The sequence below is a fragment of the Acinetobacter lanii genome, assembly GCF_011578285.1.
In the GTDB taxonomy this organism is placed as follows: Bacteria; Pseudomonadota; Gammaproteobacteria; order Pseudomonadales; family Moraxellaceae; genus Acinetobacter; species Acinetobacter lanii.
On the sequence record NZ_CP049916.1, the window covers coordinates 3,158,706 to 3,173,774 of the forward strand.

15 protein-coding genes are annotated in these 15,069 nt (G+C 43.9%); 5 read left to right on the top strand and 10 right to left on the bottom strand.

Going from position 1 to position 15,069, the window contains the following annotated elements:
• Positions 1–3 precede the first annotated feature (3 nt).
• The 3 genes from gpmI to lptF all read right to left on the bottom strand — a co-directional run bounded on the left by gpmI (position 4) and on the right by lptF (position 3,866).
• A complete protein-coding gene (gene gpmI, locus G8D99_RS14425; RefSeq protein ID WP_166327063.1) occupies positions 4–1,551 on the bottom strand; it encodes a 2,3-bisphosphoglycerate-independent phosphoglycerate mutase in 1,548 nt (515 codons plus the stop codon).
• Positions 1,552–1,695: 144 nt separating this feature from the next.
• Positions 1,696–2,766 carry an LPS export ABC transporter permease LptG gene (gene lptG, locus G8D99_RS14430; RefSeq protein ID WP_166327065.1) on the bottom strand — a complete coding sequence of 357 codons (1,071 nt, stop codon included), beginning with the start codon at positions 2,764–2,766 and terminating at the stop codon, positions 1,696–1,698.
• Positions 2,766–3,866, bottom strand: coding sequence for an LPS export ABC transporter permease LptF (lptF, locus tag G8D99_RS14435; protein WP_166327067.1), 1,101 nt, complete (start codon positions 3,864–3,866; stop codon positions 2,766–2,768). The genes lptG and lptF overlap by 1 nt, the downstream gene beginning before the upstream one ends.
• A 143-nt stretch (positions 3,867–4,009) precedes the next feature.
• Here lptF and G8D99_RS14440 point away from each other — a divergent pair, with 143 nt between their 5' ends.
• The 3 genes from G8D99_RS14440 to blhA all read left to right on the top strand — a co-directional run bounded on the left by G8D99_RS14440 (position 4,010) and on the right by blhA (position 6,625).
• Positions 4,010–5,449, top strand: a complete 1,440-nt coding sequence (locus G8D99_RS14440; protein WP_166327069.1) for a leucyl aminopeptidase — start codon at positions 4,010–4,012, stop codon at positions 5,447–5,449.
• Positions 5,442–5,849 carry a DNA polymerase III subunit chi gene (locus G8D99_RS14445; protein ID WP_166327071.1) on the top strand — a complete coding sequence of 136 codons (408 nt, stop codon included), beginning with the start codon at positions 5,442–5,444 and terminating at the stop codon, positions 5,847–5,849. Before G8D99_RS14440 ends, G8D99_RS14445 begins: the two co-directional genes overlap by 8 nt.
• Positions 5,850–5,983: 134 nt before the next feature.
• Positions 5,984–6,625: a cell division protein BlhA gene (blhA, locus tag G8D99_RS14450; RefSeq protein WP_166327815.1), complete on the top strand. Its 642-nt coding sequence runs from the start codon at positions 5,984–5,986 to the stop codon at positions 6,623–6,625.
• Positions 6,626–6,708: 83 nt separating this feature from the next.
• Here blhA and G8D99_RS14455 read toward each other — a convergent pair whose 3' ends face one another.
• The 7 genes from G8D99_RS14455 to glnK all read right to left on the bottom strand — a co-directional run bounded on the left by G8D99_RS14455 (position 6,709) and on the right by glnK (position 12,915).
• A complete protein-coding gene (locus G8D99_RS14455) occupies positions 6,709–7,257 on the bottom strand; it encodes a VTT domain-containing protein (protein WP_166327073.1) in 549 nt (182 codons plus the stop codon).
• Positions 7,258–7,377: 120 nt separating this feature from the next.
• The gene (locus G8D99_RS14460) at positions 7,378–8,037 is read right to left on the bottom strand and encodes a riboflavin synthase (protein WP_166327075.1); all 660 of its coding nucleotides are present in this window, start codon (positions 8,035–8,037) and stop codon (positions 7,378–7,380) included.
• A 33-nt stretch (positions 8,038–8,070) separates the two neighbouring features.
• Positions 8,071–9,366, bottom strand: coding sequence for a DNA adenine methylase (locus G8D99_RS14465; protein WP_166327077.1), 1,296 nt, complete (start codon positions 9,364–9,366; stop codon positions 8,071–8,073).
• A complete protein-coding gene (ribD, locus tag G8D99_RS14470; RefSeq protein WP_166327079.1) occupies positions 9,363–10,460 on the bottom strand; it encodes a bifunctional diaminohydroxyphosphoribosylaminopyrimidine deaminase/5-amino-6-(5-phosphoribosylamino)uracil reductase RibD in 1,098 nt (365 codons plus the stop codon). Before ribD ends, G8D99_RS14465 begins: the two co-directional genes overlap by 4 nt.
• Positions 10,461–10,492: 32 nt before the next feature.
• Entirely contained in the window at positions 10,493–10,954 is a 462-nt protein-coding gene (nrdR, locus tag G8D99_RS14475; protein ID WP_166327081.1) for a transcriptional regulator NrdR, read from the bottom strand.
• A 138-nt stretch (positions 10,955–11,092) separates the two neighbouring features.
• Entirely contained in the window at positions 11,093–12,511 is a 1,419-nt protein-coding gene (locus G8D99_RS14480) for an ammonium transporter (protein ID WP_166327083.1), read from the bottom strand.
• Between the two features lie 65 nt (positions 12,512–12,576).
• A complete protein-coding gene (gene glnK, locus G8D99_RS14485) occupies positions 12,577–12,915 on the bottom strand; it encodes a P-II family nitrogen regulator (protein ID WP_005094485.1) in 339 nt (112 codons plus the stop codon).
• A 279-nt stretch (positions 12,916–13,194) separates the two neighbouring features.
• Between glnK and G8D99_RS14490 the strand changes: the two genes are divergently transcribed.
• Positions 13,195–13,422 (top strand): accessory factor UbiK family protein, encoded by a 228-nt coding sequence (locus tag G8D99_RS14490; protein ID WP_166327085.1) that lies wholly within the window; start codon positions 13,195–13,197, stop codon positions 13,420–13,422.
• An 86-nt stretch (positions 13,423–13,508) separates the two neighbouring features.
• Positions 13,509–14,996: a YifB family Mg chelatase-like AAA ATPase gene (locus tag G8D99_RS14495; RefSeq protein WP_166327087.1), complete on the top strand. Its 1,488-nt coding sequence runs from the start codon at positions 13,509–13,511 to the stop codon at positions 14,994–14,996.
• The last annotated feature ends 73 nt before the right edge of the window (positions 14,997–15,069 follow it).

The following is a 15,069-nucleotide window of genomic DNA, read 5'->3' on the forward strand; positions in this document are numbered from 1 at the left end:
GCTTTAAGCGGTTAAGGTTACCAAATTACGACCTTTCATCTCTGCAGGTACTGGCAATTTCATCAAGTTTAATAGGGTTGGCGCGACATCTGCCAATACGCCACCTTCCGCAATGACGGCTTGCGTTGGGCCGACATAAATGAACGGCACATGCTCAGTGGTATGTTGGGTATGGACCTGACCACTCACGTAATCCTGCATTTGCTCGACATTACCATGATCGGCTGTGATCAGCATATGACCTTTATTCGCCATCACTGCTTCATAGACACGACCTAAACTGGTATCCACCGCTTCTATTGCTTTGACTGCAGCATCAAATACACCGGTATGTCCCACCATATCGCCATTGGCATAGTTCACCACCAACAAGTCATATTCACCTGAATTGATTGCAGCGACCAATTCATCAGTCACTTCAAATGCACTCATTTCAGGTTTTAAATCATAGGTCGCAACATTTGGCGATGGAATCAGGATACGTTTCTCACCTGGGTATTCGTCTTCACGACCGCCACTGAAGAAGAAGGTTACGTGGGCATATTTTTCAGTTTCAGCAATACGTAACTGAGTTTTACCCAAGTTAGATAAGTATTCACCAATCGAGTTCACCAATGCTTCAGGCATATAGGCCACAGGTGCATCAATGGTGGCTTGGTAACGTGTCAACATCACAAATTTCGCCAAGTTTGGAACCACTTGACGTTCAAAGCCTGCAAAGTCTTTTTCGACAAAAGCTTTAGTAATTTCACGGGCACGATCGGCACGGAAATTCATAAAGACAATGCTGTCGCCATCTTCAACTTTAGCAAAGTCGCCAATGCGGGTCGCTTTAACGAATTCATCAGACTCATCTGCTGCATAAGCAAGCGCTAAGCCTTCAACAGCAGAGTTTGCAGTACGTGCTGCTTCACCTTCGGTCAATAAACGATAGGCTTGTTCCACACGGTCCCAACGGTTGTCACGATCCATGGCAAAGTAACGACCGATCATGGTCGCAATACGACCTTGACCCGGATATTGCGCAAAGAGTGCATCCAGTTTTTCTAAAGATGGTTGTGCACTTCTTGGTGGTGTATCACGACCATCCAAGAACGCATGTAAATACACTTTCGCACCACGTTTCAATGCCAATTCAGCCATGGCCACGATGTGATCTTCATGCGAATGCACGCCGCCTTCAGACAATAATCCTAAGATGTGAACGGCTTTAGCATTGGCTTTGGCTTTTTCAACGGCATCGACCAAGACTTCATGCTCAAAGAATGCACCAGTACGGATGTCTTTGGTAATACGGGTAAAGTCTTGATACAGCACACGACCCGCACCGAGGTTCATATGACCGACTTCTGAGTTCCCCATTTGACCATCTGGCAAACCGACATCTTCACCTGAGCCTGAAATCAAACCGTGCGGATGGTTCTGTTTCATTGCAGTCAGATTTGGTGTTTTTGCAGCTAAAAATGCATTGTCTTGTACTGCTTCACGATGTCCCACACCGTCCATAATCACCAATACGTGAGGGATTTTGCCAGAAGTTGCATCCGTCATGATGTACACTCTTTATTTGTTTACAAATTAATCGCCACATCTTACCGTTTTTTCAAGTAAGACTCTATCTGAAAGGAGGGTTTTGACCCATCTCCACCCTCATATTTTCATTTTAAAACATTCAATACATTCAACTTTACCCGCTTAACGTGCGCGGTAAAGTAAATAACTGCCTGCCCCGAACATCACAGCAATCGGTAAGAATACAAACCATGCTGGAGAGGGTGAGTACACCAAACTTGCATAGCCCAAAAAGTCTTGGATGTAATAAAACCCTAAGCCAATAAATAAGGCAATCACCAAGCGAAAACCCATCGATTGTTGACGCAGTGGTCCAAAAATAAACGAACACGCCACCAAAACCAATGCCAATAAGGCAAATGGCGAGCCGACTTTCTTCCAAAACGCCAATAAATAGGTTTTAGGAATCGCGCTGTACTGATCCATATAGTTCATAAAACCGACCAATTGACTTGGGGCCAAATCTTCAGGGTCAATCGTCACCATATGCACATACTTCGGTTGTAGAGCCAAAGCCAAGCCTTGTTCAGAGGTCTTAATTAAACGAGAAATACCGGTGTTGGCAATATCCAATTGTTGGGCGTTTTTGAGTTCCCATTGACCATTTTCAACAAACTTGCCTTGATCAGCATCCAAAATAGAATTGATTCGATACTGCTGATCGAAGTCAATCATCTGTACGCCTTTTAACTCCCCTTGCGAGTTGGCATAGTCAATATAAATATAGCGTTGACCTTCACGGGTCCAATAGCCTTTGACTTCACCCATTTCAGCGACAGAACGATGACTCTTGACACTTTTCGCCTGCTCATTGGTCACTGGCACCACAAATTCACTCAAGGCAAAAGACATGATGACCAAAATCATGGCTGAACGCATCACCCAACCCACAATTCGCCATAGACTAATCCCGGCAGCACGCATCACAATCAATTCACTGTTGGATGCCAAAGTACCTAAACCTAAAATCGCACCAATCAAAGCGGAAATCGGCAGAATTTCATAAAGATACTGTGGCGCACTCCAAATCACATATAAAAATGCCTGCCAAGCGCCATAGCCTTCTTTTAAGCTACCCAGTTCACCCATGTAGGTAAACAGCACTTGTAGTGCAGATAAAATGGCTGTTGCACCCAACATGGCAAGCGCAGTGGTTTTAGTCACATGTTTTGCGACAATTCGACGTGCTAACATTATGATTTCACCTGCTCAATACGTTTTTTGATTTTCGGTGCAATTTTCTGCTTTCTTGAAAATAAAGCAGCCGCAATCGCATAGATTGCAAGAATCGCAGGATAAGCCCAAATACCAATTTCACCTTTAGAAATACGGGTTTTAATCGCCATCAGCGCCACAATCAAACTGGCAAAAATCATTAACGCAGGAAACAGTTTTAAGTAACGCCCTTGGCGCGGGGTCACTTCAGACAAGGCAGATGCCAACATAAGTGCCACGATCATGGTGAAAGGCACAAATAAACGCCAACCCAATTCACTTGCCACCACCGGATCATCACGCGTTGCAATCACTTTGGACATGGTCAAGCCTTCAACTTCACCACTGTCAAATTTTGCTTCTTTGTCACTTTCTAGACGCAGACGATAGGTTTCAAATTCAGTTTGAGTATATTTGGCACTGTTTGGAAAAATTTCGTAACGGCGACCTAAAGTTAAATCGACCACACTGGCTGCATCGGTGTTCATTTCGACCCGCATGGCTTCTTTTGCCAAGATCATCACATCGGGTTTGCCCGGTTTTTCAGCACGTTGATAAAAGAAAATCTCTGTGAGGTTTTTGCGGTCTTCAGACAATGAGCCTGCGTAAATCGTATAGGGTCCTGACGAGATAAATTCTTTCGGTCGCACCAAATCAAAACCAGAACGCACTGCCTGACTGGTGGTTAGTTTTTCAAACTCACGCACCCCCCAAGGTGACAACCACACCATCAATACCGATTGCACCACCAAATAACCGATGGTCAGCGGTAACAGTAAGCGTGCCAATTGATTGCGACTGACGCCACTGCCGTTTAACACCGCCATTTCATGATCGACATACAGACGACCAAAGACCAGCATTAACCCAATGAAAAACCCGAGTGGAAGAATCAGTGTCAGGAACTCAGGAAGTCGATAACCGATAATGCTAAACAGGATTCCAGCATCTAAACGACCTTGCGCCGCCACACCGAAATACTTGATCAAACGCCCACCCATCATGATCAGGGTGAGTAAAGATACAACGACCAAAGAAGTCGACAGTACTTGTTTGACGAGATAACGTCTGATAATCAAAGTAATCTTCCAAAATGGGGTGAATTGGGCTACCGTTAGTTTACCCAAATGTTAAAAATATAAAACCACATTGAAATTCTATCATTGGTAGTGTTTCAATGGTTTAATGATTCGAAACGTCTCAATAGGCCGACAACAAGCATATGAAACTTACTATTAATACGTCATTTCCTGAAAACACGTCTAGCCAACATTTGTTGATTTTAGTCAATTCAGAAAACATTCAGTCTAACTATCAAATCAATGGTTTAGATAAAGCGATTCAAGCGACTCAGTTTAAAGCAGCATTCAATGAGAGCTTGCCGTTGATTGGTCAGGTTGCCGGACAACCGAACAGTGCCCTGCTCGGCTTAGACAAAACTGAAGAATTAAAACCAGCGAAACTTGCAAAAATTGCACAGAGCATTATCAAAGCATCACAAAAAAAATTCAAACAGATCAGTGTGGACATTTCTGCCCTTCCGTCGGAATTTCATGCACTTTTTGCTTTGAGTCTCACGCAGGCCAACTATGGTTATGATGCTTACAAATCGAAAAAGAACGAAAATACACTCGAACAAATTGATTTAATTGCAACACAAAGTCCATTGGATGATGCACAGCTCGCTTTAATCGCGGCAATTGAACAGGGTCAAAGTACGGCACGTGACTTGGGCAACTGCCCACCGAACATCTGTTTCCCAGAGTATTTAGCTGAACAAGCATTACAGTTGGCTAAGGAGTTTCCAGAACTTCTGAAAGTCACTGTATTAGATGAACAACAATTGGCAGATTTAGGCATGAATGCCTTCCTTGCCGTGAGTAAGGGATCAGAACGTCCAGGACGTGTCATTACCATTGAGTATTTAGCCAATGCGAATGATGCGCCTGTTGTCCTCGTAGGTAAAGGGGTGACTTTCGATACTGGTGGTATTTCGCTCAAACCGGGTGCCGGCATGGACGAAATGAAGTTCGATATGTGTGGTGCAGCCTCTGTACTGGGCACGATGCGTGCGCTATGTGAATCTAAGCTTCCGATTCATGTGGTCGGTGCCATTGCTGCGGCTGAAAACATGCCATCAGGCCATGCGACACGTCCGGGCGACATCGTGACCACCATGAGCGGTCAAACGGTTGAAATTTTGAATACCGATGCTGAAGGGCGTTTGGTGCTCTGTGATACATTGACTTATATCAAGCGCTTTAACCCGGCACTGGTGATTGATATTGCAACTTTAACCGGTGCATGTGTGGTGGCATTGGGTTCTGTCCTCAGCGGCATGTTTACTTCAGATGATAAACTGGCTGAAGAATTACAACTTGCAGGCGAGCAGTCTTTTGACCGTGTATGGCGTATGCCAGTGATTGATGATTATCAAGAACAACTCGACTCACCGTTTGCTGACATTGCCAATATTGGTGGCCCTAAAGCAGGTGCAGTCACTGCTGCATGTTTCTTGCAACGCTTTACCCGTGAATACCGCTGGGCGCATTTAGACATTGCTGGCACTGCATGGAACTCGGGTGCAGCCAAAGGTGCAACCGGTCGTCCGGTACCCCTATTGGTTCAATTCCTAGCAAATCGTGCGAACTTGAATGGCTAAAATTAGCTTTTATCTATTTGAGAAAAGCCCTGAACGGCAAGTGGAAAGCACTTGCCGTTTATGCCGTAAAATATTACGGCAAGCGGCCAAAATTTGGATTCATTGTCCTGAACCAAACATTCAACATGAACTCGATCAACGACTGTGGAGCTTTGACCCTGAAAGCTTTTTGGCACATGGTATCGATCAACTCGATGCACCAATCTGTATTTCAGCGACGCTGCCTGAATCAAGTGAATGGATTGTCTTTAATTTTAACAATCAGCCTCTTGATCGTGCGACTGAATTTAGTCACATTATTGAAATCGTTGAGAATGATGAGCAGGCTAAGCAAATCGGACGAGAAAAATTCAAGTTCTATCGAAGCTTAGGCATTTCACCTCAAACGCATAAGCTATAATGCCAGAAAAACAGTAATTGAGAGAATATCCTGCTGTCATCGCTTTGCCATAGATAAAGCTTTATCACAGATAGCATTTACATAAGGCTTAATACATAACGCTCCACCAACAGCGTTTAACAAGGAGATGCGTGGTGACATTAAATGTCGGTCAAGATTTTAAAAAACGCTGGCTTAGTGCACCCGATGCGGTCCGTCAGGCTTTTTTAGATGATCTCACACGAGTCACAGATTTACTTCAACCTGAATCGAATCTACAAACATGGTTAGACAATGATCAGCGTGCCCAACAAGTGGCACAGCTCAAAGTTGAACAAGCCTATGCCGATGAAAAAGCCCGACTCATTGAAGCGGCTCGTGTCCGCCGTCAGTTGGCTTTGGAAAAATCGCTTGCGCAAAAGCGTGCCCAACAACAGGCGTATAACCAACAATTATTGCAAGATGAACAGCAACAGTTCATTCAACAAAATGAAGTATTACATGCTCTGAATCAGCAGATTGCGGTCGAAACTGAAGCGTATGCTGAACGTTATACTGAAAACCCTGCGCTACCGAGTATGGATTTTTCTGGCACTCAATTTTTAGTGTCTGATCAAGAGATTCATTCGGAATTAGACAGTGTGCGCTTACGTTTAGAACTTGAAGCAGAAACGCATATCGAGCAAGCGGTAAATGCCTTCCGTGCTCAACTTCAAGCTGCTGCTGAAGAAGAAATTGCTTATATTTTGAAAAATTCAAGATTTAGTGCTGCAGATGTCACAGCACAATCCAGCTAAAGCACTTTAAAACAAAAAAAGCCCTTTTGGGCTTTTTTTATAGGTGGTATCTCGCTGTCATTTTGCTATAAGATGGCGATTTTTTATTCAAAAAATGAAAAAATCGCTGAGACCAAGTTACCCATGCCATAACCTAAACCGAGCAACACACTGATCCAGATCCAAGCACTTAAAATATTATAAAACATGAAACTGCCATATTTCATATAACCTGAACCAGCGGCAAAGGGCGCAAAAGAACGCACAAAGGGAATAAAGCGTGCCATTAAGATGGTCTTACCGCCATGTTTCTCAAAATAATTGGTGGTTTTTTTGACGTATTCAGGTTTAAACCAGCGACTGTGCTTAGTGAAAAATTTCAGCCCTAAAGCTTTGCCGGTATAGTAATTGATCAAATATCCAATGGTGCCTGCTGTCATCAACAAGATGCCCATATAGTGCAAATGAATCAATTCGGTGGTGGAACACAGTGCACCGGTGGCGATCAGCAAACTGTCCCCCGGTAAAAAAAACAGAAACACTGACCCAGTTTCACCTAAAATAATCACAAATAAAATAGCATAAATCCAAAGGCCATACTGCTCAAAGAGCATCGGAAGAAGCTGTTCAAGGTGCAATAAAAAATCAAGCATTACCACGGATCCGTTTCATGTTGTTTCCCCCTACACCTACTGATTAAAAGCCCAAACATTCACAATTCATCAAAATAAAACAGCCTAATAAATTAGGCTGCGCGCTATTTTAGTCCCTTTTTACCGCAAAAATCCATTCGCAGCTAAAAATTCCATACTCAACTTCGATTCCGGCTTATGTTCAGCGGCTTTATCACCGAGCAATAAACGTTCGATATAACGGGCCAGTACATCGACTTCTAAATTGACTTTTGTGCCTGTTTTCCATGTACTGATGTTGGTTCTTTCGGCCGTATGTGGAATTAAATTCAGGCTTAAAATATTGCCACGTAAATGGTTGATGGTCAGGCTAATCCCATCCACCGTCACAGAACCTTTTTCCGCTAAATATTTGGCAATTTCAACCGGAGCCGTCACTTCAAAATACAGTGAGCGGGCATCTTGGCGTACTACGGTAATTTCACCGACTGCATCGACATGACCACTGACAATATGTCCGCCAAAACGTGTGGTCGGCAACATGGCTTTTTCAACATTCACCGGCTGCCCCACTTTCCAATCGGCAATGGTGGAGCGATGAATACTTTCACGCGATACGTCTGCGCTATACCAATTTGATCCCCAATCGGTCACCGTCAAGCAGATCCCATTGGTGGCAATCGAATCCCCCAAATGCACATCAGACATATCCAAATCGGTCTGAATACGTAGACGAATATCACCACCTACACTTTGTAAACTCTCGACCTTGCCTAAACTTTCGATGATGCCTGTGAACATAATGATGCAATCTCTTTAAATTCTGTCTTTTATTTACCACAAATCGAGTTGTTCTGCGACACCTGTGGTATCTACGCCCCCAAGTTCAGCATAGTGATGCAATTGCCCCAATAACTGACGAATCGGGGGTCCTGACTTGGCATGCGTGTCAGTAATCACGATAAACTCAAGCACACGTGCACGTTCCGACTGACGTTGTTTACTGACCCGATAACGGGGTACATCTTGAGTCAATAACGTCACCCGTCCACGTTCTAAATTGGCTTTGAGTAAATCACCAGCTTCGATATTGCCATCAGTTGAATAACTGGTCAGGATATAGCGAGCATTGATGGTACTCAGCAGTTTCTCATACGCTTCTTTGGCATATTTTGAAGAGTTATAAGGACTTGGTCGTTCCTTACGCCACGCACGGTCAATTCCGCTCTTGTAGCCCTTGGTATCTGGCGTTGGTAAATCCACCTGATCCCATAGGGTTAAAGCATTTAACACATGGTAATTACTGCTATAGGCATGTTGATTATATGGCGGATCCAAATAGGCAACATCCACCTCAAAACCACTCATTTGATTGGCCAAATGCTGTGCATCGACACACCACATTTCCGCCATAGGCACTTTAGGATCGCCAATTTCACAGAAACGGCTTGGCGTAAGCCACAGCAAAGATTCGATTCGCTCTAAAGCCGTTTGGGTTTTACCGCCCCAACCATGATGGAAGCTTTTAAACACGCCACTGGTATTGCTGACAAAACTGGCTGAATAGAGTAATGGTGACAAAAGTGCACTCATTTCCACATCATCAATCGCACCTTGCGCTTGCCACGTGGCAATCTGCTGACGAATGGCATCAATGCGCATCCCATTGCGGCGTTTGAAGAACAAACGGTCACGGCTCGGATCATAAATTTCGTCATTACGTGGACATAAATTATGCGTGACCCAACCTTTGACTTCAGGCAAACGGTTTAAATAATCAAGGGCTTTTTGATAACCTCCCAATTCTTTAAATGCCGGTGCATCGGTACAGGACAAAATCGCATTGTTTAACGCATGGCTGTACGGTTCCCAGTCATTGGCAATCACACGGTAGCCATTTTGACGTGCCAAGCGAGAAACCACACCACTGCCGGCAAAGAAATCGGCAAAAATTGGCGCACGTCCCTTGCCTGAATTGTTCAGTGTCCCGGTACTTTCGAGTGCTTCTAAAATCAAATGCAGTAAACGACGCTTATTGCCTAAATACGGTACAAGTTGATTAAACAAATATTCGTCTGTGGTACGTGCCGCATGACGACGTTTATGGTAAACCGTAGACTCTGAATTCATAGTGACTCTTGAGAAGGAATAAGTGTTAAGCGAATGTCATCACCCAATTGGGTCACCTCTTTCAGCTTAAAACGGAGTTGTTCTGCCATGCTGATCAACTCAGCATTGAACATGGCACGCGCCGATTGACCTAATAAAGTCGGTGCAACATAGCTGATTACTTCATCGACCAGATGTTGTTGTAAAAAGGCGGTCGACAAGGTGGCACCGGCTTCGATCAATACATCATAAATTTGAAAATCTTTCAGTGTTTTTAACAGTGCATCTAAACTTTGCACTTCAAGTTGAATCACACCGAGTTTCGCTAACTCTGGACGAAAAGGTCCCATCACCATGACGGTATCTGGTACATCTAAAATTTTGGCATCCAAAGGTAAACGCCCTTGCCGATCCAAAATAACACGCTTCGGCTGCACAATCTGTTCGACATTGGCATCATCAAGTTGGCGCACATTGAGCTGACAATCATCCGCCAATACCGTATCAATGCCGGTAATCACGGCACCGGAGATCGCACGCCAATGCTGAACATCCTGACGCGCTGCAACACCGGTAATCCATTTGGATTCACCTGAAGCCATGGCAGTGCGCCCGTCCAAACTTGAGGCAATTTTCAGACGTACATAAGGCAGACCGGTTGCCATGGCTTTTAAGAAACCTAAATTCAGTTGTTTGGCTTGCGCTTCACAAATCCCAACCTCAACCTCAATGCCTGCTTGACGTAAAATTTCAACCCCTTTGCCCGCGACTAAAGGATTGGGATCAGAACAAGCCACGATCACTTTGGCTACGCCTGCTTCGACCAAGCCTTTAGCACAAGGTGGGGTACGTCCATAATGTGCGCAGGGTTCTAAAGTCACATAAGCGGTTGCACCTCGTGCGCGTTCACCCGCTTGGCGCAGCGCAAATACTTCAGCATGCGGTTGTCCGGCTTTGGGATGAAAACCTTCACCCACCATGTGTCCATCTTTGACAATCACGCAGCCCACATTGGGATTGGGACGGGTTGAATATTGTCCTTGCTGAGCCAATGCAATGGCACGTTGCATCCACACTCGATCCTGTTGAATGCGTGATTGATCTAACTCAGACATAGTGTTCCTAAACGAATCTTTTTTGAGAATAATTAATCTTGTTCACGATGTTGCATCTGCTCAATCTGACGTCGAAAGGCTTCTACATCTTGGAAATCTTGATACACCGAGGCAAAACGCACATAAGCCACATGATCTAAAGCAAACAAGGCTTTCATCACAATTTCACCAATGGTGCGAGAACGTACATCACGTTCACCCAAACGGCGAATTTGCAATTGAATATCACTGACCACAGCTTCAATCTGTTCTTGGGTCACGGGACGCTTTTGTAAAGCATGCATTAAAGAACGACGAAGTTTGGCTTCATCATAAGGTTCGTTTTTACCATCAGATTTGGTCACACGAGGCATAACCACTTCAAAACTTTCAAAGGTTGTGAAGCGCTCATTACAACTAATACACTCACGACGACGACGAATTTGACAGCCTTCGGCAGCTAAACGTGAGTCAATCACTTTACTATCAGCGGCGTTGCAAAATGGACAATGCATAGCGGTTTAATTGAACAATTTGTATTTGAGCTTAGTGTAGCAAAAAAAGTTTCGATTGTTGAGTTTTCACCAATATATAGAAAAAAAACAGCCCATATGGGCTGTTTTACACAATATATTGATTTTATTGTTTTCAGATTAATCGACACGTTCGCCATGTTGACTTAAATCTAGACCCATCCGTTCATCATCAGATTCAACACGGATGCCAATCACCAGATCAATCACTTTTAAGATAATAAAGGTCAACACTGCAGAGTAAGCGATGGTCGCCAATACACCTTCAACTTGCACCCAAACTTGGTGAAGTAAATCAGTCGGTGCATTGTCGCCCATGATAAAATCGCTAGCAAAGAATGCGGTTAAGATCGCACCCACAATACCACCCACACCGTGTAGACCGAATGCATCTAATGAGTCGTCGGCTTTCAGCGCACGTTTTAACGCAGTAATGCCCCAGAAACAAACCACACCACCAATTAAGCCCATTGCCAACGCACCGCCGACCGTTACAAAACCTGCTGCCGGTGTGATCACCACTAAACCTGCTACTGCACCTGATGCACCGCCCAATACAGAGGCTTTACCACGCACGATTTTTTCAGTCACTAACCAAGAAATGGCTGCTGCGGCTGCTGCAACTTGCGTTACCACCAACGCATAGCCTGCTGAACCGTTAGCACCCAAGGCAGAACCACCATTGAAACCGAACCAACCGACCCACACTAAACTCGCACCAATCACGGTTAAGGTTAAGTTATGCGGTGCCATAGACTCTTTGCCCAAGCCCATACGTTTACCGAGCATATACGCTGCAATCAGACCTGCCACACCCGAGTTGATATGAACCACCGTACCACCGGCAAAGTCGAGTGCACCATCGTTGCCTAACCAACCGCCACCCCAAACCCAGTGGGTAATCGGTGCGTAGACAACAATTGACCAGACGGTAATGAAAGCCACAAAAGCACCAAATTTCATACGCTCAGCAATGGAACCGGTAATAATGGCTACAGTAATGATCGCAAAGGTCATTTGGAAAATAACGAATAAAATTTCAGGAATCGTGCCTGTTAAAGCGTCTGTGGTAATGCCTGACAACATAAATTTGTCTAAGTTACCAATAAAGGCATTGCCCTCACCAAAAGCTAAGGTATAACCCACAACCACCCATGTAATACTGACCACGGCTGCGGCTACAAAGCTATGTGCCATAGTGCTGAGTACGTTTTTCTTACGTACCATACCGCCGTAGAACAATGCTAGACCCGGAATGGTCATGAGTAAAACAAGTGCGGTCGAAACTAAAATCCAAGCGGTATCACCTGTGTCTAATTTTGCTTCTTCTTCGGCAGGTGCTGTTGTTTCAGCTGGAGCAGATGCCGCAGCTTCTGTGGTGTTTTCTAAAGAATCTAAAGAATTTGGAGTGGATGCTTCAGTTTCAACAACTGTAACACCTTCAGTCGTAGTTGGTTCTGATACGGCATTTTCAGCCCAAGCAGCAGAACCCCCTAAAAGTGCGCCAGACAAGCTCAGCGCAAGTAGCATTTTTTTCATTCGTATCCCCCAACCTAGTTTTTGTGAGTTATTAGGTACTCAGCAAACTTCGTGCCAAATTAAATTTAGACAGCGTCTGCACCTGTTTCACCAGTACGGATACGGATGACTTGCTCTAAATTGGTTACGAAAATTTTTCCGTCGCCAATTTTGCCAGTGCTTGCAACACGAGTAATGGATTCGATCACTGAGTCCACCATGTCATCGCTGATTGCGATTTCAATTTTTACTTTAGGTAAAAAATCAACCACATATTCAGCACCACGGTATAGTTCAGTGTGCCCTTTTTGACGACCAAAACCTTTCACTTCAGTGACGGTAATGCCTTGAACGCCAATTTCAGAGAGTGCTTCACGCACGTCATCTAATTTGAATGGTTTTACGATTGCTGTTACAAGTTTCATGTTGTTTTCCTTCGGCTTTTCTCACCAGTAAGGTTTTATGTTCAAATTTCATGCCAAAACAGACCAATGGTTGGGGGGTATTGATCTGTTTCATCATGACATCATCTTTATACCCTATTTTATACATCAACATGGCTGACGGCATGATAAATTCATACAAAAATTGATGGTTTTTGCTGATATTGTTATTGGATTAATTCATTGTGCTGAGTTAATACTAGGGACAAAATAAAAGCGATGTTACACTGTAAAAACAACATGATATATTCTGGATACCCCATGATTGAAACATTATTACAAGCCATTTTGGAACAAGTCGATCAACCTAAAAAAGACTTGGAACATAATTTACGTGCGCTTTTAAATGAAGCGGTCAGCAAAATGGATTTGGTCTCTAAAGACGAAATTGAGCGCCAAAAAACAGCATTATTGAATGCCAATGAACGTTTAAGCCAACTTCAAGAGCAAGTCAAAGCCTTGGAAGTGTTAATTCAAAAACAAAATTAATAAAACGCACATTTTCTGTGCAAAAATCTAAAAATAATGATTAAAAATAAAGCAATCTAAAATAAGATTAATAAGAGTAGAACCTGATGTCTTTCGCGAAAATTTATACGCGTGGCTTGCTCGGCTTACATGCACCACAAATCGAAGTTGAAGTTCATGTCAGCCAAGGTCTGCCTTCGCTGACCATTGTGGGCTTGCCTGAAGCCGCTGTTCGGGAAAGTAAGGATCGTGTTCGCTCTGCCATTATTAATAGTGGTTTCTTATTTCCCACCAAACGCTTAACCATTAATCTTGCACCTGCTGACTTACCCAAAGATGGTTCAAGGCTCGATCTACCGATTGCTTTAGGTATTTTGATTGCTTCGGGACAACTGCCTGAAAATAGTACCGATGATTTTGAATTTATCGGTGAATTGGCACTCGATGGCATGCTCAGACCGGTTACAGGGACTCTGACCATTGCTATGGCATGTCAAATGGGCAAACATCAATTGATGTTACCAACGGCCAATGCAGAAGAAGCCGCTCAACTTCCTGATTTTAAAGTTTATGCAGCAGAAAGTCTCAAACAAGTCTGTGAACATTTTTTAAAAACGCACCAAATTAACGCAACACCCTCGACACAGCCGCAAAATACAAATCACGCTAAATTTGATTTGGCCGATGTGAAAGGTCAGCTGCGTCCTAGACGTGCTTTAGAAATCGCTGCTGCGGGCGGACACTCTATTCTATTTAAAGGTCCACCGGGAACAGGGAAAACCTTATTGGCTTCTCGACTCTCCAGTATTTTGCCACCTTTAAATGCACAAGAAAATTTAGAAGTCGCGAGTATTTATTCGATTGCCAATGCCCAGCACAGCTTTGGACAACGTCCTTTTCGTGCGCCGCATCATACTGCATCAGCCGTAGCTTTGGTCGGTGGTGGTTCACATCCAAAACCCGGTGAAATTACCTTAGCCCATTTAGGGGTTTTATTTTTAGATGAACTGCCTGAATTTGATCGCAAAGTATTGGAGGTTTTGAGACAGCCGCTTGAGTCAAAAGAAATCGTGATTTCTCGTGCATCAAGGCAAATTACCTTTCCTGCCAACTTTCAATTCATCGCAGCCATGAACCCATGTCCCTGTGGTTATGCCTTTAACCAAGACAGTCGTTGTCAATGTTCAGCCGAATCGATTAAACGTTATCAAAACCGAATTTCAGGCCCTTTACTCGATCGGATTGATTTACACATTGATGTCCCACCACTCAAAGCGCAAGATTTACAAGACCATAAGCCTGTAGAAAATTCCGAGACGGTGCGTGCTCGGGTGATTCAAGCCTATGACATTCAAATGCATAGGCAAGGTTTTCTCAATCAAGCCCTTACACCACAGCAGCTCGAGCAATTTGTTCAGCTCGATGCTGCCGCTCAACAGATTATGGCAACAGCACAACAACGGTTAAATTTATCGGCACGTGCTTACCATCGGATTTTAAGAGTGGCCCGTACCATTGCCGATCTTGCCCAAAGTGAACATATTCAAACAGCGCATTTAACCGAAGCTTTATCCTATCGAAGCCAGCAACAATAATTTTTCACTTCAAATACAAATCTAAGATATAAAAAAGCGACCTGATGGTCGCTTTTGAGCAAATCAATTGAGC